The sequence below is a fragment of the Flavobacterium fluviatile genome (assembly GCF_010645065.1).
Lineage (GTDB): Bacteria > Bacteroidota > Bacteroidia > Flavobacteriales > Flavobacteriaceae > Flavobacterium > Flavobacterium fluviatile.
In genome coordinates this window covers 182,495-204,534 of sequence record NZ_JAADZW010000002.1, presented here as the reverse complement: position 1 = coordinate 204,534, position 22,040 = coordinate 182,495, and the positions used below count along the sequence as shown (strand labels likewise).

At 35.2% G+C, this 22,040-nt stretch carries 19 protein-coding genes; 15 read left to right on the top strand and 4 right to left on the bottom strand.

The annotated features are described in order from the left end of the window. The first annotated feature begins 16 nt into the window (after nt 1-16). From GXM17_RS04145 to GXM17_RS04135, 3 genes are all read left to right on the top strand, one after another. Nucleotides 17-613: a Crp/Fnr family transcriptional regulator gene (locus GXM17_RS04145; RefSeq protein ID WP_163398026.1), complete on the top strand. Its 597-nt coding sequence runs from the start codon at nt 17-19 to the stop codon at nt 611-613. An 82-nt stretch (nt 614-695) separates the two neighbouring features. Further along, nucleotides 696-983, top strand: coding sequence for a hypothetical protein (locus tag GXM17_RS04140; protein ID WP_163398025.1), 288 nt, complete (start codon nt 696-698; stop codon nt 981-983). After that, nucleotides 980-1,378: a group III truncated hemoglobin gene (locus tag GXM17_RS04135; protein WP_163398024.1), complete on the top strand. Its 399-nt coding sequence runs from the start codon at nt 980-982 to the stop codon at nt 1,376-1,378. The genes GXM17_RS04140 and GXM17_RS04135 overlap by 4 nt, the downstream gene beginning before the upstream one ends. 84 nt (nt 1,379-1,462) lie before the next feature. Here the strand turns inward: GXM17_RS04135 and GXM17_RS04130 are convergent, their stop codons facing one another. Then, the gene (locus GXM17_RS04130) at nt 1,463-2,113 is read right to left on the bottom strand and encodes a 4'-phosphopantetheinyl transferase family protein (RefSeq protein WP_163398023.1); all 651 of its coding nucleotides are present in this window, start codon (nt 2,111-2,113) and stop codon (nt 1,463-1,465) included. Nucleotides 2,114-2,427: 314 nt separating this feature from the next. Between GXM17_RS04130 and ahcY the strand changes: the two genes are divergently transcribed. From ahcY to GXM17_RS04095, 7 genes are all read left to right on the top strand, one after another. Then, entirely contained in the window at nt 2,428-3,744 is a 1,317-nt protein-coding gene (gene ahcY / locus GXM17_RS04125) for an adenosylhomocysteinase (protein ID WP_163398022.1), read from the top strand. 262 nt (nt 3,745-4,006) lie between these two features. Then, on the top strand, nt 4,007-5,083 hold the full coding sequence (locus GXM17_RS04120) for a WG repeat-containing protein (RefSeq protein WP_208796413.1): 1,077 nt from the start codon (nt 4,007-4,009) through the stop codon (nt 5,081-5,083). Between the two features lie 37 nt (nt 5,084-5,120). After that, entirely contained in the window at nt 5,121-5,591 is a 471-nt protein-coding gene (locus GXM17_RS04115) for a GNAT family N-acetyltransferase (RefSeq protein ID WP_163398021.1), read from the top strand. A 130-nt stretch (nt 5,592-5,721) separates the two neighbouring features. Continuing rightward, on the top strand, nt 5,722-6,573 hold the full coding sequence (locus GXM17_RS04110; protein WP_163398020.1) for a bifunctional helix-turn-helix domain-containing protein/methylated-DNA--[protein]-cysteine S-methyltransferase: 852 nt from the start codon (nt 5,722-5,724) through the stop codon (nt 6,571-6,573). 73 nt (nt 6,574-6,646) lie between these two features. Continuing rightward, on the top strand, nt 6,647-7,402 hold the full coding sequence (locus tag GXM17_RS04105; RefSeq protein ID WP_163398019.1) for an SDR family oxidoreductase: 756 nt from the start codon (nt 6,647-6,649) through the stop codon (nt 7,400-7,402). Then, a complete protein-coding gene (locus GXM17_RS04100) occupies nt 7,399-8,103 on the top strand; it encodes a 2OG-Fe(II) oxygenase (RefSeq protein WP_163398018.1) in 705 nt (234 codons plus the stop codon). The genes GXM17_RS04105 and GXM17_RS04100 overlap by 4 nt, the downstream gene beginning before the upstream one ends. Before the next feature lie 236 nt (nt 8,104-8,339). Further along, the gene (locus GXM17_RS04095; RefSeq protein ID WP_167522107.1) at nt 8,340-9,179 is read left to right on the top strand and encodes an alpha-ketoglutarate-dependent dioxygenase AlkB; all 840 of its coding nucleotides are present in this window, start codon (nt 8,340-8,342) and stop codon (nt 9,177-9,179) included. A gap of 45 nt (nt 9,180-9,224) precedes the next feature. Here GXM17_RS04095 and GXM17_RS04090 read toward each other — a convergent pair whose 3' ends face one another. From GXM17_RS04090 to gldJ, 3 genes are all read right to left on the bottom strand, one after another. Then, on the bottom strand, nt 9,225-9,506 hold the full coding sequence (locus tag GXM17_RS04090; protein ID WP_244307337.1) for an MmcQ/YjbR family DNA-binding protein: 282 nt from the start codon (nt 9,504-9,506) through the stop codon (nt 9,225-9,227). 58 nt (nt 9,507-9,564) lie between these two features. Continuing rightward, nucleotides 9,565-10,851: a UDP-N-acetylmuramoyl-tripeptide--D-alanyl-D-alanine ligase gene (locus GXM17_RS04085; RefSeq protein ID WP_163398016.1), complete on the bottom strand. Its 1,287-nt coding sequence runs from the start codon at nt 10,849-10,851 to the stop codon at nt 9,565-9,567. Nucleotides 10,852-10,964: 113 nt separating this feature from the next. Continuing rightward, nucleotides 10,965-12,650 carry a gliding motility lipoprotein GldJ gene (gldJ, locus tag GXM17_RS04080; protein ID WP_163398333.1) on the bottom strand — a complete coding sequence of 562 codons (1,686 nt, stop codon included), beginning with the start codon at nt 12,648-12,650 and terminating at the stop codon, nt 10,965-10,967. Between the two features lie 212 nt (nt 12,651-12,862). Here gldJ and porU point away from each other — a divergent pair, with 212 nt between their 5' ends. The 5 genes from porU (at nt 12,863) to GXM17_RS04055 (ending at nt 21,304) form a co-directional block, all read left to right on the top strand. Continuing rightward, nucleotides 12,863-16,699 carry a type IX secretion system sortase PorU gene (gene porU, locus GXM17_RS04075; protein WP_163398015.1) on the top strand — a complete coding sequence of 1,279 codons (3,837 nt, stop codon included), beginning with the start codon at nt 12,863-12,865 and terminating at the stop codon, nt 16,697-16,699. Nucleotides 16,700-16,744: 45 nt separating this feature from the next. Further along, a complete protein-coding gene (gene porV, locus GXM17_RS04070; protein WP_163398014.1) occupies nt 16,745-17,935 on the top strand; it encodes a type IX secretion system outer membrane channel protein PorV in 1,191 nt (396 codons plus the stop codon). 76 nt (nt 17,936-18,011) lie between these two features. Further along, nucleotides 18,012-18,494 carry a cytidine deaminase gene (gene cdd, locus GXM17_RS04065; protein ID WP_163398013.1) on the top strand — a complete coding sequence of 161 codons (483 nt, stop codon included), beginning with the start codon at nt 18,012-18,014 and terminating at the stop codon, nt 18,492-18,494. Between the two features lie 161 nt (nt 18,495-18,655). Next, on the top strand, nt 18,656-19,654 hold the full coding sequence (gene pdhA, locus GXM17_RS04060) for a pyruvate dehydrogenase (acetyl-transferring) E1 component subunit alpha (protein WP_163398012.1): 999 nt from the start codon (nt 18,656-18,658) through the stop codon (nt 19,652-19,654). Nucleotides 19,655-19,660: 6 nt separating this feature from the next. Continuing rightward, the gene (locus GXM17_RS04055) at nt 19,661-21,304 is read left to right on the top strand and encodes a pyruvate dehydrogenase complex dihydrolipoamide acetyltransferase (protein WP_163398011.1); all 1,644 of its coding nucleotides are present in this window, start codon (nt 19,661-19,663) and stop codon (nt 21,302-21,304) included. The last annotated feature ends 736 nt before the right edge of the window (nt 21,305-22,040 follow it).

Below are 22,040 nucleotides of genomic sequence, written 5' to 3'. Positions count from 1 at the left end.
ACAAAGAATAAAACGTATGATTTCACCTGAATTATTAGAAAAATATAGTGCTGTAAAGAAGTCTTACAACAAAAAAGAGGTAATTTTTGAGGAAGGGATTTTTCCTTCAAACTACTTTCAGATTCTTTCAGGAGAAGTAAAAATGAGCAATTATAATGATGACGGACGTGAATTTATTCAGGGAATATTTTACAATGGGCAATCCTTTGGAGAACCGCCGCTGTTTCTGAATCAAAAATATCCTGCCAATGCAATTGCAGTTGAAGACAGTGAAATTTTTTTTCTTCCAAAATCCAACTTTATGAAACTTCTGGAAGATAACCCAGCAATCAGCATCAAAATAATTGAAAATCTGGCACAGCGGCTTTATTATAAATCAGTAATGGCAGCCGAAATTTCGACACAGGAACCCGAACACAGAGTTTTAAAATTAATCGATCACGGAATCGCCTACTTTGATTTTCAAAAAGACAAAAATGGCTATCTCATCAATTTTACCAGACAGCAAATTGGCGATTTAACGGGATTACGAGTTGAAACTGTGATCAGAACTATAAAAACTTTAGAAAAAAAAGGCGAATTGAAGATTATAAACCGGAAAGTATACAGATAAAAAAGTTCCCGTTTTATGATTTAAGTCATAAAATGCAGCTGCATTGTGCATGTACCTTTGTTGATATAAAAATCTCAATATCATGACACTATATCAAACAACATTCGACATTTTCAATAAAAATTATATGGGATCAGCTGCTATGGCTGTAATTGGGCAAAGCTGTTTAGGCGGTGCTGCCGCAATGTACGTTTTATCAAACGGAACTTCAATTCTTCAAATGATTCAATTGGCTGTTATTGTTTTAGCCTGTATCTTTGTCAATACTTCAATTTTGGCACAAATGAAACACAAAGTGGTATTTAACCTTTTAATTCTGAGTTCAGTTTTAAGTGTAGTATTTATTCTTTTAAACACCATTTTTCTGTGAAAAAACAAATAGAAAACAGAGAAGACGTTAGCTTTTTAGTTCATCATTTCTATGCTAAAATAAGAGCCGACAAGGAAATCGGCTTTTATTTTAATCAAATGATCTCTGACTGGGATAAGCATCTCGAAAAGCTGACCGGTTTTTGGGAGATGAATTTATTTGGCGTAAAAAAATACAATGGCAATCCTTTGGCGATTCACAATGAAGTTGACACGCATTTTGACAGCAAAATTACTTCAAATGAATTCGGAATCTGGCTGAATCACTGGTTTCAGACCATTGACGAACATTTTGAAGGCGAAAATGCTGATACACTGAAAAGACGTGCCAGAAAAATGAGTACTTTCTTGTATATGAGTATGTTTGAAAACCGAAAAAGAGGAAATGAAGTTTAATGTCATTGCGAGGAACGAAGCAATCACATTTGCTAAGTCAATAATAGTGAGGTTGCTTTGTTCCTCGCATGACCAAGCTTGTGGTTACTTCTCAAAAGCAAAAACCAAAGTAAATTTCCCTTCAAAATTATCGGATTGAATTTCCTTGTAATGCACTTCAAAATCCTTAACAAGATTATCAAAATGAAGACTTGCCTGAGTTTGAGATTTCTCTAAAGAAAAATCTTCAACCATAATATGATCTTTAAAACTGATTCCTTTTTCGTTTCTGATTTTAAAGATGGCTTCTTTTGCTCCCCAGATTACGGTAAGTTTTTTTATGTATTCTTTTGTAAATTCTGGTTCCAGATAATTGCATTCAAAGTCTGTAAATTTATCTGCGATTCTCTGAATTTTTTCGCGCTGCAATTCCATGTCGATTCCAACCTTTTCGTGGCTTATAATTATGGCTGCAAAATGATAAGAATGGGTTATTGAAATATAATTATGACAATCAAAATAAGGCTTACCAAATTCGTCATAATGCAAATCTTTATCTGTAAAACCCATTTCCTGAATCAGCATACGAACACTTAGAAAGGCACGCTGATGCATTTCAGATTTCATTCCATCCAGTCGCTTCTGCGTTTTTTCTTTTAAGACAACTTTGCTTAGCAGATCGTCAAAAGATTCGGTTATTTCCCAAATTAAAATTCGGGTATTCTCATTGCATTGTATGGTCTGAAATAAAGGCATTACTTTTTAATTATGAATTATGAGTTTTAAATTATAAGTTATTTCTCTTTTAAAAATAACTTAACTTATAAATGTCTGGTCTCTTAGCCCTGATGGAAGCGGCATCCTTTTATGGTGGGGTTCACCATAAAAGATACAGCGGACAGCAGGATTAGCTTCTTACTTCGACTACGCTCAGTATGACAAATACAGAATGCAACTAACATTCTAAAGATTAATAAATTAAACATTTCATAAATCTTTCAGAAAGTAGTAAAATTCAAAAGCTATTATGTAAATTTGCAAAAAATTATACATATACAAATATAATATAAATGAGTACTACAACTACGCCATATGTGGCTTTCAAAGTAAAAGACATTTCTCTTGCTGCCTGGGGAAGAAAAGAAATTGAACTAGCTGAAGCTGAAATGCCAGGTTTAATGGCACTTCGCGCTGAATATAAAGACGAACAACCACTAAAAGGAGCTCGTATCGCAGGATGTTTGCACATGACAATCCAGACTGCTGTTTTGATCGAAACTTTAATTGCCCTTGGTGCAGAAGTTACCTGGTCTTCCTGTAACATTTTCTCTACTCAGGATCAGGCTGCTGCTGCTATCGCTGCTGCCGGAATCTCAGTTTACGCATGGAAAGGTTTAAATGAAGAAGAATTTGACTGGTGTATTGAGCAGACTTTATTTTTTGGCGAAGACAGAAAACCATTGAACATGATCCTTGATGACGGTGGAGATTTAACAAACATGGTTATTGATCGTTTCCCGGAATTGGTTCCTGGAATCAAAGGTCTTTCTGAAGAAACTACAACTGGTGTTCACAGACTTTACGAAAGAGTAAAAGCGGGAACATTGCCAATGCCTGCAATCAACATTAACGATTCTGTTACTAAATCTAAATTTGATAACAAATACGGTTGTAAAGAATCTGCTGTTGACGCTGTTCGTCGTGCAACTGACTTAATGTTAGCCGGAAAAAGAGTTGTTGTTTGCGGATACGGTGATGTAGGAAAAGGAACTGCAGCTTCTTTCAGAGGTGCGGGATCTATTGTGACAGTTACTGAAATCGATCCAATTTGTGCTTTACAGGCTGCAATGGACGGTTATGAAGTTAAAAAATTAGATACTGTAATTGCGAATGCTGACATCATCATTACAACTACAGGAAATAAAGATATCGTTGTTGGGAAACATTTCGAGCAAATGAAAGACAAAACTGTTGTTTGTAACATTGGTCATTTTGATAACGAAATCGATATGGCATGGTTAAACAAAAATCATGGTGCCTCTAAAATCGAAATCAAGCCTCAGGTTGACAAATACAACATCAACGGAAACGATATCATCATTTTGGCTGAAGGTCGTTTGGTAAACCTTGGCTGTGCTACAGGTCACCCAAGTTTTGTAATGAGTAACTCATTCACCAACCAAACTTTGGCTCAAATCGAATTGTGGAATAACAGTGCTGCTTACAAAAATGAAGTTTACATGTTGCCAAAACATTTGGATGAAAAAGTGGCTGCTTTGCACTTAGCTAAATTAGGCGTTGAACTAGAAGTTCTTAGAGAAGATCAGGCTGCTTATATTGGTGTTGACGTTCAGGGTCCATTCAAACCTGAGTACTACAGATACTAATTTATAGTCCTTAGTTATTAGTTATAATACAAACCCTTGCAGTAATGTGAGGGTTTTTGTTTTTGGGCGTGTCACCATCCCGATAAAAAGGGCGCTTCTCTTTGCGATCATTCCCCTTTTTATCGGGATGCTGTCGGGCTATCCGGGCTACTTCGGTAGCTTTCCTCCTATCCCTCACGCGATGTAACAATAATAAAAACATTTACTTATACGACTTCCCTTTTAAAATTTTTATAATTATTTTTACCATAAAACCTTGTTCATGAAACAATACACCGGATTAATTTTCTTCTTTATAAGCTTTGCCATTTTTGCACAGGAAAAAGACATCTGGTTTTCTTTTCCAAACAAAGACACAACGCTTATCGGCTTTAAAGACAAAAACGGCGTTATTAAAATCGAGCCCAAATTTATGGGACTTACCACAGCCAGTAAATTTGAAAATATTATCTCCGTATCAGAAGAATGTAAGGACAGCTGGAAAAGCTACTATCTAACCAAAAAAGGAAAAATAGTAGGCCGTGACAGTTTATATGTTTTTGACAATACCCCGGATTGCGAAAATGAAGGTTTTATCCGTTTTAGGGATCCAAAATCAGATAAAATGGGAATTTTCAACAGTGATGGAAAAATTGTAATTCCCGCTGATTATAGCAATATAACCAAAGTCAGGAACGGAATGGTCATCGCTCTAAAAGATGCTAAAAAAGAAATCGCTGGCGAGCTTTTTTTCTGGACCGGAGGAAAAGAATTTCTAATTGATATCAACAACAAAATTCTGATTGAAAATTTTCCTTATAATGATGAACTGAATTTTTATTCTTTAGAAAAATCAAAAGAAAAAGGTAAAGATGAAATAAGAGAATATTTCTTAGGTACTGATGGCCATTATTATTCCTTTATCAATTTTGACAAAGAATTTAAACACTGGCTGAAAAAAGCTTTACTTTCTGATTTATCCAAAGCCAATTTAGAAAAACATTCGTTTGATAAAATCACGTACTGGAAAGAACCGATGGGCTGGACAAGTGAACCTAAATCGAAGTTTATCCATCAGAATTATCAATTTATAAAACTGAAACTTAAAGAGCTTACTACTGACAATTCCGAATATTTTGTTTCGTCAAATGGTTTAAACCCGTTTATATACGAAACAGCGGAGTATGAAAAGTACTTTAATAATTGCAGGGAAGCTATAGACTGGCTTTATCCGGTCAAAAGCATTATAATTTCTTCCAGAAATAAAGCAGATTCAGGACAAGACCATTTTGAATTTTTACGGACTGAAAATGGCTATAAATTAATTGGGGTCTCTGATGCAAAAAACAATCTTAATTAATTCAATTCGAATCCGTATTATAAAATTTACAACTAACATGTCAACTATTTTCAGAGTAGCTACAAATTCAGATTTGCCAGAAATGCAAAAATTATATTTCGAAACCATTCAAGAGGTTTGCAAAAACGATTATAATAAGGAACAGATTCAAGTTTGGAGTTCAGGTGTAGAAAATACTGAAAGGTGGCTTGACGTTATCAATACACAATTTGTTTTATTAGCCCAAATTGAAAACCAAATCACCGGATTTGGAACTTTGAAAGATGGTAATTATATTGATTTATTCTACGTCCATAAGGATTTTCAAAGACAGGGAATTGCAGACAAAATCCTGGATAAATTAGAAATCGAGGCTGCTAAATATCATTCACAAGTAATAACCGCAGATATCAGCATTACGGCAAAACCTTTTTTCGAAAAGAAAGGATTTATTGTAAAAGCAGAACAAAGAAATATCCGTTTAAATGTTGAACTGATTAACTACAAAATGGAAAAGAAACTCTTTTAGCTGTTTCAAGTTTCAGGCTACTGAAAACTTGAAACCTGAAACGAAACCAACAAAAAAACATTTCAGCAAGTTTCGGATTTTGCACCTTCTAAAACCAATCGATATTTGTATTTATAAAAATGGATAAAAGATGAACACGCAGGAAAATATCAATTATAATCGTATCGCCGAAGCTATAGATTATATCAAAGCTAATTTTAAAGATCAGCCCAATCTGGATGAAGTGGCAGAAAAAGTACATTTGAGTCCGTTTCACTTTCAGCGACTTTTTAGTGAATGGGCTGGAACGAGTCCGAAGAAGTTTTTGCAATATACCAGCATTCAGCACGCCAAAAAACTACTCAAAGAAAATCAGGCAACAATCTCTGAAACTGCTTTTGAGACAGGACTTTCAGGCACAAGCCGGCTGCATGATTTATTTGTAAATATCGAAGGAATGACACCTGCCGAATATAAAAACGGAGGAAAAAATCTTGAAATACATTACAGTTTTGCCGAAAGTCCTTTTGGGAATATTATTGTCGCATCAACTTCAAAAGGCGTTTGTTTTATGGCTTTCGCCGAAGATGAAATAACAGGATTTATTGCGTTGAAAGATAAATTCCCGAATGCTCAATTTTCTAAAAAACTAGATTTGCCCCAACAAAATGCTTTATTCATTTTCCAAAATGACTGGAGCAAATTATCTGAAATTAAACTGCATTTAAAAGGAACCGATTTTCAACTGAAAGTTTGGGAAACCTTGCTAAAAATCCCAATGGGGCAACTTTCTACTTACGGTTCAATTGCACAGCAAATCGAAAAACCAAATGCCTCAAGAGCAGTCGGAACTGCAATCGGGAGCAATCCTGTAGCTTTTCTTATTCCATGTCATCGCGTGATTCAGTCATCAGGAACTTTTGGTGGTTATATGTGGGGAAACACAAGAAAAACAGCCATTATTGGCTGGGAACGTGCACAAATTGATTTGGATATTGAATAAATACAGCAAGTTTCGGATTTTTATTTTTACCTGTTTTTGAAACCTTTGCATTGTAAATAAAATAAATATTCAAATGCAAAAATTTAAAAACAAAATAGTACTGATTACTGGAGGGACAAACGGAATGGGATTTGCTACAGCCAAGGAATTCATTAAAACTGGTGCAAAAGTTATTATAACAGGACGCAGTCAGGAAACGGTAGATAAAGCGGTTAATGATTTAGGTCAAAATACAATTGGAATTGTATCAAATGCAGGGAAATTATCAGATATTTTCGAATTACAAAACCAACTAAAATCTTATACTGACAAAATAGATATTTTATTCGTCAATGCTGGATATGGTAAATTCAATTCTATCGAAAATGTCGCCATCCATGAATTCGATGAAATATTCAACATGCTGGTTAAAGGAACTTTTTTTACAGTACAGCAAATATTGCCTTTAATGCGTGAAGAAAGTTCTATTATCTTAAACACGACCTTTCTTACTGAAATCGGTCATGCAAATACGTCAATTTACAGTGCAGCAAAAGCTGCTGTTCAATCCTTTATTAAAACTTTTGCGGCTGAATGTACTACTAAAGGAATACGTGTAAATGGAGTCAGCCCAGGACATATAAACACAAATATTTTTAACAATACGGGACTTACAGCTGAACAAATTAAAGGTACAATTGAGTCGATTATTCCAACGCTTCCCTTTAAACGATTTGGTAGACCTTCCGAAATTGCCAAAACAGTACTTTTTCTGGCTTCAGATGATGCTTCTTATATTCATGGTATCGAAATAACGGTTGATGGCGGATTATCAAAAACAAAATCATGAAACAAAGAATTACGGCCCAAAATTGGGAAAACATTACGGAGTGTATGCACGAAAATGGATTCGCCATTATTCCAAATGTGCTAAATGATGAAGAATGCGAAGATTTAAAATTCGAATATGATAATCCTACTCTATATCGAAAAACAATTGTAATGGAACGATATCGGTTTGGTCTGGGAGAATATAAATACTTTAATTATCCACTTCCGAATTTAATTCAGGACATTCGTTCTTCGATTTATCCAAAACTGGCACCAATTGCAAATACCTGGATGAAAGCACTGAACATCAATTCTGTTTTTCCTGAAACGCACGAAAAATTATTGGAACAATGCCATTCAAACTATCAAGTTAATGCAACGGTTTTAATCTTGAAATATGGTAAAGGTGGTTTTAATACTTTACATCAGGATTTATATGGAGATGTCTATTTCCCTATCCAAATAGTACTTTTTCTAAACGAACCTGATAAAGATTTTACTGGTGGCGAATTTATATTAACACAACAAACGCCCAGAGCACAATCTAAAGTCATTGTTTTGAAACCTAAGAAAGGTGATGTTTTAATTTTCACAACTAATTTCAGACCTGTAAAAGGAATTAAAGGTTATTATAGAGTGAACATGAAACATGGCGTCAGTGAAATTCATTCCGGTGAAAGACATACATTGGGAATTATTTTTCATGATGCGCTTTCTTAAGGTACAAAGTTGCAGGGCTTCAAGGTACAGACGACTTAATTTCACGCAGATTTTTAAAAAGATTTAAGCAGATGTGTGCTGATGATTTATTTTAAACTATATATTCAATTAAAATCTGCTTTAATCTGCAAAATCTGCGTGTAAAAATCAATTTAAATCCTTGTCAAAATCTAATCATTATATACGCGCTGCGTGCGCTCTACGGATAAAAATTCAACAAAAATGTGATAAAAATAATGATTGACCATTCTAAAATAACAGACTCAGATTTACGAAATAAAATTAAAAATGCGGAAATTTGTTTCGGGGGGAACAGGAAACTAAAAATCTACGGAATGTTAAAATGTTCTTCAGGAAAAAGAATGAAACGTCAAAATAGAGTTTTCTTTTTATCTGAAAAGGAAGCAAAGCAAAATGGCTTCAGACCTTGCGGACATTGCATAAAAACCGAATATCAAAACTGGAAAATGGACTTATTTAATCCGCATACAGACGAAAATACAAACCTGCTTCCAAAAGAAGGAACAGTCAATTATTACGGAAAATTGTTTTCAAGAGAAGATTCCAATCAGTATCTGGATATACTTTTAAATACTATTGAATGGAAAAATGATGAAGCCATTATCTTTGGAAAATTAATTCTGACTAAGCGAAAAGTAGCCTGGTACGGAGATTCGGGTTTTGAATATACCTATTCAAATACAACAAAAAAAGCACTTCCGTGGACAAAGGAACTTTTGGAACTAAAGAAAATCATTGAAGAAAAAACAGGCGAAACTTTCAACTCCTGCCTGTTAAATTTATATCATTCAGGCGAGGAAGGAATGGCGTGGCACAGTGATGCTGAAAAAGACTTAAAAAAAAATGGCGCGATTGGCTCAGTAAGTTTTGGGGCAGAGCGTAAGTTTGCTTTTAAACATAAACAAACTAAAGAAACCGTATCTTTAATTTTAGAACACGGCAGTTTATTGGTTATGAAAGATGAAACTCAAACACATTGGCTGCATCGTCTGCCTCCAACAAAAACTACTTCAAAACCAAGGGTGAATCTGACTTTTCGAACGATTGTTGGTTAAGTATAATTTATTTCTTTTTGGTTATAACATTTTCATACGACCGTATTAAAGCATCTTCAAACATTCGGGTCTTACTTTTGAAAGTTCTACAATTGTCCAGCCTTGTATTCCCCATTTATTCGGAACTGGATAAAAAATCATTTCACTCGAAGCACAAAAAACGGATTGATCAATTTCGCTTAATTTTAATACAGCCCGAGTATTCTTTTCATCAAAAGTGGCGAATATTTTTTTATTTATACGAAAAGAGATTTTTTCAAAATGAGGTTCTTCAACAGCATTAGGAAAAGACAAAGCTAATTTTCTAAATGTTTCGATTAAGACCATAATACTTTAATTTTAAATTCTAATCTAAGGCCTTAATCTAATCATTTAAAAGCCTCTATTACAGAAAATCCAAAGTTCTTTCTAGCGCCATACCACGTGATCCCTTAATCAATATAGTGCTTTTTGCCTGGAATTTATTATTTTTTAAATATTCCGAAAAATCATCGAAAGTTTCAAAAAAATGAAGATTTTGATTAGAAATACGATTTTCATAAAACGCTTTTCCAATTAAATAACAAACAGATTTATCCTGATTTTTTAAAGAATCAACAATAATTTTATGTTCCTCCCGGCTTTCGTTTCCAAGCTCAAACATATCGCCTAAAATCATTACTTTATTTTGATTGTCTAATTGTAAAAAATTAGTTATTGCCACTGCCATGCTGCTTGGGTTAGCATTATAGGCATCCAGAATAATTTCAAAAGAATCTTTTTTTAATAACTGAGATCGATTATTGGTTGGAATATAATTTTCTATTGCGTTTTTAATATCATTATTAGCAACTTTAAAATGGCTTCCAATAGCAATTGCAGCATTAATATTGTTGGCATTATAAAGTCCGATTAAATTAGATTTTACAAAAAAATCATCATAGTTAATCACAACAAACGGATTTGCTTCTATCTTCTGAACGTTAATATCTGCAAGGCTATTGTGCAATCCAAAGGTATATGATTTTATTTTTTTTGATTTTTCAACCTGAATAGTATCATCTAAATTAACAAAAGCCAATTTATCGTTTTCAAGTAAGTATTTGTACATCTCACTTTTTCCTTCAATCACACCTTCAACACCTCCAAAACCTTCTAAATGTGCTTTCCCGAAATTAGTAATATATCCATAATCAGGCTGCGCTATTGAACATAAAAACTCAATTTCTTTTTTATGATTAGCCCCCATTTCTACAATTCCAATCTCGGTTTCATTGCTAAAAGATAATAAGGTCAACGGGACTCCAATATGGTTATTTAAGTTCCCGACAGTTGCTTTAGTGTTATATTTTTGCGCTAAAACAACATTTATAAGTTCTTTTGTTGTTGTTTTTCCATTACTTCCTGTCAGAGCAACAATTGGTATTCCCAAATATTGCCTATGAAACTTTGCTAACTCCTGTAATGTTTCTAAGCTGTTTTGTACCAAAATCGTCCTTTCATCAATCAGATAAGACGGATTATCAATTACTACAAATAAAGCCCCAAGTTCCAAGGCTTCCTGAGCAAAAGTATTAGCATCAAAATTTTCACCCTTAATAGCAAAAAACATAGAATCATTTTCAATTTTACGTGTATCAATTGAAAGCGATTTACATTTTAAAAACAAGTCATGAATTTCTTTAATATTCATTTTATAAGCATTTATTTAGATTATAAAAATAGGAAAAACAATAAAAAAATTCCAAATCCCTTACTGAACTCAGTTTTGGAATTTGGAATTTTTTACTTTGGAATTTCTAAAATTTAATTCCTTGGTGATTTTCTTCTTTCAGTTTTAGCACCTACTCTGGACATTGCACATCTAAATCCGATGTAGTCAGTAGCCATATCCTGAGGGAAGTATCTTCTTTGTGCAGGATCTAACCAATAAGCTCTGTCTCTCCAGGAACCTCCTTTATAAACTCTTGCATTGTCGTTTATTAAAGTTGTTCTTTTGCTTGAGCTGTCATATTTTCTCACCATATTACCCAAACTATCAGTAGTAACATTATGTACCGGAGAATTATACATGGCTACTTTAGTGCTGTCACCTGATTCAGAATCTCCAAAGTCATAATATCTTGAAGATTGTTTATCACCATCTCTGTAATTGATATTGTCGCTTTTGCTGAAATTTTGTCTCAAATATGTTTCATTCTCATCTACAGGAACACGAGCTATTTCTCCAGGTAAATTTGTAGCAACTACTTTACCGTTACTTAAAGTGGTATATTTAATATTATCTTTTGTGATAATTTCCAGCTTACCATCTTTACCAATTTTATTTTTAGCATATTGATTTCCTCTGTAATAGTTAAAATCATTTGCTTCGTTATCTATTATTGGTCTGTAAACATCAGCAACCCATTCTGCTACGTTACCTGCCATATCATATAATCCAAAATCGTTAGCAGGATAACTTTTTATCTTATTTGTAATATCGGCACCATCATCTGACCAACCAGCGATTCCACCGTAATCTCCATTTCCTTGTTTAAAGTTAGCCAATTGATCACCTCTGTTTTTACGTTTTGCTGAACGAGTATAATCTCCCGACCAAGGGTATTTCTTTTGTCCTTTGTAGATATTATATTCTCTTTGTCCAACATCAGCTGCTGCAGCGTACTCCCACTCAGCTTCTGTAGGCAGCCTGTATTCTGGTAAAATAATACCTGAAGAACGTTGAGCATAAACATTTTTCTGTTCTTCTACAGTACCGTCTTTACCTTTTTTAGGACGTCTGCCATCAGGACTCTTTTTTAGAACAATCTCTTCATTACCTCCATAAGAAGTAGATGGAGATGCCAGATACGCTTCAGTATTAAACAAGCTTTCAGCACTAACATCCTGTGTCTTAGCACCTCTTTTAATATATCTTTCTTTTTCTAAAACTGCTTCATTAACACGGTCTGTTCTCCATTTGCTAAATTCAACGGCCTGAATCCAGTTAACACCAACTACCGGATATTCAGCATATGCGGGATGTCTTAAATAATTATTTGTCATCGTTTCGTTGTATCCTAAACGATTTCTCCATACTAAGGTATCAGGGGAAGCCCCTGCATAGATGTTTTTATAACTTTCTTCTGTAGGTGGGAAAACTTTTTTCAACCATTCCAGGTATTCCAAATACATACCATTAGTAACTTCCGTTTCATCCATATAAAACGACTGAACATGTTGTTGAGTTGGTGTGTTATTCCAATCATGCATAACATCATCCTGTACTTTACCCATAGTAAATGTACCTCCTTCAACAAAAACTAAACCAGGGCCGGCCTGTTGTTTTTTTCCTGCATTTCTAGCAGCTGTTCCGTTCTGACTATCAACATCCCAACCTGTTGCTCTTGAGCCGCGGCTAGAACTTGATTTTTTGCTACAACTAGCCGTGCCCAACATCAATACTATTGACATCATTACTTGCAAGGCTACAATTTTGTTTACTTTCATACTCATTCTTAGGTGATAAATTTAGGTGCTGCAATATAACAATTAACATTTAATTAGCAACATCTGTTCTCATAATTTTATTAAGCTGTTTTTTACCAGAAAATAACCTATAGTTTCGAACGCAAAAATATACTTTTTATTATTACTATTACATTAAATACTATATTTTTACTTACTAAAATATTTTGAAATTAATTTCGTTTTCTTTAACTATGAAACAAGCCATACTTTTATATTTTTTTTTAACACCTTTTCTTTTGTATTCCCAGGAAAATGGGCACTTCACAATAAACTGGCAAAACAAAAAAGAAATGAATTTTGGCGAATTAAAACTGCGTATTCCATACTTTACAGGTGATAATTTTCGATTTGACACTGCTAAAAAAACCATAACCCTGTTATTTAAGGCTAATTATCCGGGTAATTTTACCGGCTCTGAAGTACAAATTACCAATATTATTTACGAAACTGTTTCAGCAGAAGATTTGGGAGATTTATCCTTAACAAACATACCTAAACAACCAAATGAAACACTTCAGATAGCTGTTTCAAGAGATCAAAAACAAGGTTTTGTCTCTTTATCGCCAATCGTATCTGAAGGAAGCAGCTTCAAAAAAATCAAATCTTTTTCTTATTCAATAAACAACACCCGTTCAAGAAACAACAGCTCTGCTTCGACTTCAAAATCAAATAGTATTTCAAATTCGGTTTTATCTTCTGGAGACTGGTATCGTTTTTATGTGGAAAAATCCGGTGTTTATAAAATCTCAAAGTCTTTTTTACAAAGTCTGGGCTTTGATGTCACTAAAAGCGATCCCAGAAAAATTAAAATTTACGGTAATGGCGGAAGAATGCTTCCCTTAGCCAATAGCACTTACTATCCGGAAGATTTAACTGAAAATGCAATTCAGGTTATTGGCGAAAATGACGGCAGTTTCAATAATGAAGACTACATCCTGTTCTACGCAGAAGGAATTAACAACTGGAATACTGAAAGCAAAACCAATATTAACTTGTATGCTACAAAATCATATTATTACATTACCGCTCAGGGGATCGACGGGAAAAGGATTTCTAACTTAAACCAACCTACAGGAAACAGCACATTAGAACTAACAACTTTTGACGACCATCAATTTCATGAAACTGACCTAATCAATATTGCACATACGGGTCGTCAATGGTTTGGAGAATCTTTTGAGATTAATCAGGAGCAGGAATTCGACTTTAATTTCCCTAACTTAGAAGTTGCGGTTCCGATAAAAATAGAAGTTGTTGCAGCTTCAGCAGCATTCACCAACACTTCTTTTGGTGTTTCTTCTAACGGACAGCTTATCGGAAATATTTTTTTTAGCCAAATCAGCACTAGTTCCGACGCAAAATTTTACACAGGAAACTTACCCGGCAACACCAGCTTCACAGGCACAGAAAACCTAAAAATAAAACTTACCTATAATAATAATGGAGTACCAGGTTCAAAAGGATATCTGGATTACATTAATTTAACAGCAAAAAGAAAGTTAAAAGGCACAGGAAAACAATTTCATTTCCAGTATGACCTTGCCGGTTCAACTACCGGAATAGTCAATTACACTATCTCTAATGCTTCCGGGATTTCGCAAATATGGGATATTACAGATCTATATAATGTATCAAAAATTGATAATAGTAATTTGGATAATTTAAGCTTCAAGTCCACTTTAGGTGAAATTCGAAAATATGTAGCCATTGACCCGGCAGATTATTACACGCCTTTAAAAGACAATCAATCCAAAATTGCTAATCAAAACTTAAAAGGAACACTTTTTAAAAATGCTCAAAATAACTTTCAGGACATCGATTACCTGATCATTACTCCGAAGATTTTACTCTCACAGGCAGAAAAACTGGCTAACTTTCACAAGACTTATTCCAATTTAAGTGTAAAAGTTGTTGCTCTTGAAAATATCTATCAGGAGTTTTCTTCAGGAAAACAGGATATTGCAGCAATCAGAAACTGTGTAAAATATGTATATAAAAATGCTTCTTCTCCGGAAAAAAGAATAAAATACCTGAATCTCTTTGGCGACGCCTCATTCGACTACAAAAACCGAATTTCCAACAACACAAATATTGTACCTATCTACCATTCTTTAAACAGCAACACTATTGGAGAATCTTGTTACTCATCTGATGATTTCTACGGATTAATGGATGACAATGAAGGAAATGTAATATCTTTTTTTGGAGGAATTGACATTGCAACAGGCAGAATGTTAGTTTCTGACAATGCACAAGCAGAAGAAATGGTCAATAAAGTTTTAGAATACCATAACATCAAATCTTACGGGAACTGGCGAAACAATGTTGTTTTAATTAGCGATGATTCTGATAAAGCTTCAGATGCCACTCTACAATCTCGTCAAAATACTTTAGCCGATAAAATTGCTGCTGAAAAACCATTCTTAAATGTTGAAAAAGTTCTTATGGACTCTTACACACAAGAAGCATCAGCAGGAGGTGCAAGATATCCAAAAGCAAGAACAGACCTTTTTGAGGCTTTTGAAAAAGGCGCCTTAGTCTTTAACTACTTAGGTCATGGAGGTGAAGACGGCCTGTCAGGCGAGAGGCTTTGGGAAAAATCAGATGGACAAAACTTAAATAATCAATACAGATACCCATTATTTATAACCATAACCTGCGAATTTTCCCGTTTTGACGACCCAACACATCCAACCGCCGGAGAATATACTTTTTGGAATCCAAAAGGAGGAGCTATAGCAATGCTGAGTACTATTCGTTCCATCGGACAATATAATGCCGAAAACTTTAATGATATCTTAACTAAAAACCTGCTGTCTTTCGGATCTTATCAATACACAACTATTGCGGAAGCACTCCGAATTTCAAAAAATGAAAATCCAAGCTCGTCCAGTAATGTTATTTTTTATTTAGGCGACCCGGCGATAATGCTCGCAATTCCTAAACCCAGAATTAACTTAACAAAAGTAAATGACATACCTGTCTCAGGAACAATAGAAGATTTTAAATCTTTGGCAAAAATCAAAATATCAGGAGAAGTTACCGATGAAAATAACAATGTGCTGAGTAATTATAATGGAGAACTATCTACTGCTATTTTTGACAAATCAATCACCACTACTACATTAAACAATGACGGTAATAGTCCTCCAATGCAATTTAAAACACTAGGCGAAACTATTTTTAGAGGAAATGCTTCAGTAACAAATGGTCAGTTTGAATTTAGTTTTGTAGTTCCAAGAGATATCCGAATTCCTGTAAACAACGGGAGAATCAGCTTTTATTCTAAAAAGAATGAAATTTTAGAAAATCAATCAGGATTTAACGACATCATAAAAATTGGCGGAATTAATGAAAATGCGCCTCAGGACAATATTAGTCCAAAAGTACAGTTATATATGAACGATGAAACGTTTGTATCAGGAGGAATTACAAATGATTCTCCTTTCCTTTTAGCGCTTCTGGAAGACGAAAACGGAATTAACACAGCAAGTGGAATTGGTCATGATATAATCGCTGTCTTAGATGGAGATGTAAGCAATCCTTATATTTTAAACGATTATTATCAAACAAAATTAGATGATTATACAAATGGTAATTTACGTTTCCCATTACGTAATTTAAGCGCAGGAATGCATACTATAAGTTTTACTGCCTGGGATGTTTACAACAATCCGGTAACAAGTGAAATACAATTTATGGTAGTTGGTGACGATTCTCTCACATTGACTCACGTTCTTAACTATCCAAATCCGTTTTCTACCTATACACAGTTTTGGTTTTCTCATAACAAACCTTACGAACCTTTAGATGTTCAGGTGCAGGTTATGACAATAACAGGAAAGGTAGTCTGGACAAAAAACCAGATTGTTACTACAGAAGGTTTTTTATCAAGGGATATTTCATGGGATGGCAAGGATGATTTCGGAGACAGAATTGGAAAAGGTGTTTACATTTACAAACTCACTGTTAAATCTAATTTAACAAACAAAAAAGCAGAAAAGTATGAAAAACTTGTTATTCTATAATATATTTGCACAACTAACAACATAACTAACACCTTACTTAATATAATGAAAAAAATATCCCCTTTATTATTATTTTATTTTATTATTATATCGTTTGCTAAAGCACAAGACAGACCAATTACCACAGGAGTTCCATTTTTACAAGTTGCAGCTGATGCAAGAGCTGCCGGTCTTGGCGATCAGGGAGTTGCAACATCTGCAGATGTATTCTCCCAACAATGGAATCCTGCGAAATATGCATTTTCAATTGACAAGCAAGGATTTTCTGTCAGCTACACTCCTTATTTAACTGATTTAGTTAATGACATTTCACTAAGTCAGGTAACCTATTACAATAAAATTAACGAACGAAGTGCTTTTGCCGGAAGTGTCCGTTATTTTAGTATTGGAGATATCGATTTAACAACTGACGGAACAAATATCAATACTGTCAAGCCTTCAGAATATGCTATTGACGGATCCTATTCATTGAAATTAAGTGAAATGTTCTCTATGGCGGTAGGGGCAAGGTTCATTAGTTCAAATTTAGGAATCACAACTGAAGGGCAAAGTTTATCTGCGGCAAGATCTTTTGCGTTTGATGTTGCCGGATTTTACCAGTCTGAAGAAGTTGCCTATAGAGATTTTAACGGTAGATGGAGAGCCGGTTTTAACTTTCAGAATCTTGGACCAAAAATTAATTATGATTTAAGTGATTCTGATAATGGCTCAAATTTCCTTCCTGCTAATTTAAGAATAGGTGGAGGTTTTGATTTTATATTAGATGATTATAACAAGGTAGCAGTTGGTCTGGAATTCACCAAACTACTTGTCCCTACTCCCCAAATTCCTGTACCTATTGATTTAAATAATGATGGAGATACTGAAGATGCAGGAGAAAGCGATGGCGTTCAGGAAGCTAATAACGAATATAATTCTATCGGCTGGGTACCGGGCATTTTTAAATCTTTTGGTGATGCACCGGATGGTTTTAGTGAAGAATTAAAAGAAATTACCTATAGTTTATCAGGAGAATATACCTATCAGGATTCCTTTTCGATGCGTGCAGGATATTACCACCAAAGTCCTGAAAAAGGTGCCGTACAATTTTTCTCATTAGGAGCAGGATTCAAATACAACATTGTAAAAGTGGATGTTTCGTACTTATTCTCCGCTTCAAAAGTTAAAAATCCGTTAGAAAATACACTTCGCTTCTCATTAACATTTAATTTTGGAGAGAAATACGAAGAGTATTAATCTGATCAGAAATAAAAAGCAATATCAAATCCAAATTTCTATAAAAGGAATTTGGATTTTTTTTCCCTTAAAAACAATGAAAAAAATAACCATAACATCATCATTTTCGATTTTCGATACCTTAGAAGAATTGCCAAATGAAATTCAGAATTTAATGAGCCAGGCTGTTGAGATCCGTAAAAAAGCGTATGCACCTTATTCTCAATTTAAAGTTGGTGCAGCATTATTACTGGATAACGGAAAAATTATTTTAGGATCAAATCAGGAAAATGCAGCTTACCCTTCAGGATTATGCGCAGAACGCGTGGGTATTTTCCAGGCAGGAAGCATTTATCCGGAAGCTAAAATTTTAAAAATGGCAATTACTGCCGCTTCTGACACCAACCAAACACAAGTACCCATTCCACCCTGCGGGGCATGCCGGCAATCAATTGCAGAATACGAAATAAAGCAAGACACCCCTATAGAAATCTATTTTATGGGAGAAATTGGTGCAATTTATCAATCTGCATCCCTCAAAAACCTGCTCCCTTTGATGTTTGATAAAAAGTTCTTGTAAAAAAAGCCAAAAAACAGCTTTTAAATTTTAGTTCTTAAATGTAATGTCTTATTTTTGCATCCCGACCCTTCGGGCGCAAATTTGTGGGAGGAAACTATTTTTGCGTTATAGGTGATAATTGATAACACAAAAAAACAACTTTAGCAAAAGAAAGAATTCAGATGAAAGAAGTTACAAAAGAGGTTTACTTAAAGTGGTATGAAGACATGCTGCTTTGGAGAAAGTTTGAAGACAAACTTGCAGCATTATACATCCAACAAAAAGTCAGAGGATTTCTTCACCTCTACAATGGTCAGGAAGCAGTATTAGCAGGAGCTTTACATGCTATGGACCTGACTAAAGACAAAATGATTACTGCATACAGAAATCACGTTCAGCCAATTGGTATGGGAGTTGACCCAAGACGTGTTATGGCTGAACTTTTAGGGAAAGCAACAGGAACTTCTAAAGGTATGGGAGGTTCTATGCATATTTTCTCAAAAGAACACCGCTTTTACGGAGGTCACGGAATCGTAGGCGGACAAATACCGGTAGGAGCTGGTTTGGCTTTCGCTGATAAATATTTTGAAACAGGTGGAGTAACTATGACTTATTTTGGTGATGGTGCTGCCAGACAAGGTTCTTTACACGAAGCCTTCAACATGGCTATGTTGTGGAAATTACCAGTTGTGTTTATCGTTGAAAACAATGGTTACGCAATGGGAACTTCTGTAGAAAGAACTGCTAACCACACTGACATCTGGAAATTAGGTTTAGGTTACGAAATGCCTTGCGGACCAGTTGACGGAATGAATCCGGTAAAAGTTGCCGAAGCAATGCACGAAGCTATCGAAAGAGCACGTCGAGGAGACGGACCAACTTTCCTTGAAATGAAAACGTACCGTTACAGAGGACACTCAATGTCTGATGCACAATTATACCGTTCTAAAGACGAGGTTGAAGAATACAAAAAAATCGATCCGATTACCCAGGTGCTTGATGTAATTATGGATCAAAAATATGCTACTCAGGAAGAAATTGATGTAATCGACCAAAGAGTTAAAGATCTGGTTGACGAATGTGTGAAATTCGCTGAAGAATCTCCATATCCGGACTTGCAACAATTATACGATGTAGTATACGCACAAGAAGACTATCCATTTACACCTCATAAACTATAACATATCATGGCTATTAAAGTAACAATGCCTCGTTTAAGCGATACTATGACGGAAGGAACGGTAGCGACTTGGTTAAAAAAAGTAGGCGACAAAATTAGCGAAGGAGATATCCTTGCTGAAATTGAAACAGATAAAGCAACAATGGAGTTCGAATCTTTCAATGAAGGAACTCTTTTACATATTGGAATTCAGGCCGGAGAAACTGCTCCGGTTGATTCATTATTAGCAATCATTGGTAAAGAAGGAGAAGATATTTCTGCTCTTTTAGCTGGTGGTGACGCTCCTGCTGCCGAAGCTCCAAAAGCGGATGCTCCTGCTGCCGAAGCAAAAACCGAAACTGCTGCTCCTGCAAAAGCTGCAACTGAATTACCAAAAGGTGTTTTAGTGGTAACTATGCCACGTTTGAGCGACACCATGACTGAAGGTACAGTTGCAACCTGGTTGAAAAAAGTGGGTGACTCAGTATCTGAAGGTGATATTTTGGCAGAAATTGAAACAGACAAAGCTACTATGGAATTTGAGTCTTTCAATGCCGGAACATTATTATACATCGGAATTCAGGAAGGAAGTACTGCGCCTGTTGACAGCTTATTAGCTATCATCGGACCTGCAGGAACTGATATTTCCGGAATTGCTGAAAATTATACTGCCGGAGGCGCTGCACCTGCTGCAAGTGCTCCTGCTGCTGAAGAAACAAAAGCTGCTCCTGCTGCTGAAAAAGCACCGGAAGCTGTAACTGACAATTCAAACGGAAGAGTTTTAGCTTCACCATTAGCCAAGAAAATTGCTTCTGACAAAGGAATCCAATTATCTCAGGTTAAAGGTTCCGGAGAAAACGGACGTATCGTAAAAAGCGATATCGAAAACTTCACTCCATCTGCTCAAGCGCAAACTGCTGCCTCTTCACCAGCTGCAAAACAAGAAGCGTCTGCTCCTGCCGCTCCAAAAGTATTTGTTCCTGCCGGAGAAGTTTACACAGAAGAGATCAAAAACTCTCAAATGCGTAAAATCATTGCAAAACGTTTATCTGAGTCATTATTCACTGCTCCTCACTACAACTTAGTAATCGAGGTTAGTATGGACGAAGCTATGCAGGCAAGAGCTGCTATCAACAGCGTTCCGGATACAAAAGTGTCTTTCAACGATATGGTAATCAAAGCTTGTGCGTTAGCATTGAAAAAACACCCAAAAATTAACTCTACCTGGAAAGAAGACGCTATCATCATCAACCACCACGTAAATATTGGTGTTGCCGTAGCTGTTGAAGACGGATTAGTAGTTCCTGTGTTGAAATTTACAGACGCTATGAGTTTGTCTCAAATTGGTGGTTCAGTTAGAGATCTTGCCGGAAGAGCAAAAAACAAAAAATTGGGACCTCAGGAAATGGAAGGAAGTACTTTTACCGTTTCTAATCTGGGAATGTTTGGTATTACTGAATTTAATTCAATCATTAATCAACCAAACTCTGCAATCCTTTCTGTAGGTGCAATTGTTGAGAAACCAGTAGTTAAAAACGGTCAGATTGTAGTTGGGAACACCATGATGCTATCATTGGCTTGTGACCACAGAACAATTGATGGTGCTACCGGAGCTCAGTTCTTACAAACATTAAAACAATACATTGAAAGCCCGGTTACCATGCTGGCGTAATTCTTTGTCAATTTTATATTTAAAATCCCGCCCCGAAGTTTTTCGGGACGGGATTTTTGTTTAATTTTTATCCTCAGAACTACTTCCCACCATTTTAAAAAGCCTCTACTTTTAACTTTACTTCTAACATTTAAACAAAACAAATTTTTAAAAAGGCTAAATCAGGTTATTATGCTACAACTATTCAGGCTGTTGAAAGGATTCTGAAATAAATTTCATAAAATAATCCAAAAGAGGTTGTCTAAAAAGCAACCTCTTTTTTATGCGCAATATTTGTCATTCCGAGGAACGAGGAATCTCCGCAAGAAACTCCGTAATCAAAATCGACAATCTTTGCAGAGCTGCTTGCGGAGATCCTTTCTCCGTCAGGATGACAAACTGAACAAAAACACTCTTATGAAAACGTGTGCCCTAGCCCAGATTGAAGTGGAAAGCCCGGAGCTCAAAAACCTGATTTTCTTGCCAGAAAACAGCGACCAGCGGAAGCCCGTTTTATGGTTTAGAAAAATCAGGTTTTTGAGTGAGGACTTGTAGCGGAAAACTGGATCAGCTCCTGAAAATAAAGACAGGGAAAATTGTCCATCATATATATAGCGTGAAAGAATTATTATTGAAGCTAAGAGAGAATTATATGACCAATAAAACAGCCAAAGAAATTGCCTATGAGTTAGGTATGATAATGAGCATTATTTCAGTCGTTTCTTTAAAACCAATGCTGATGTTTCTCCACAGATTT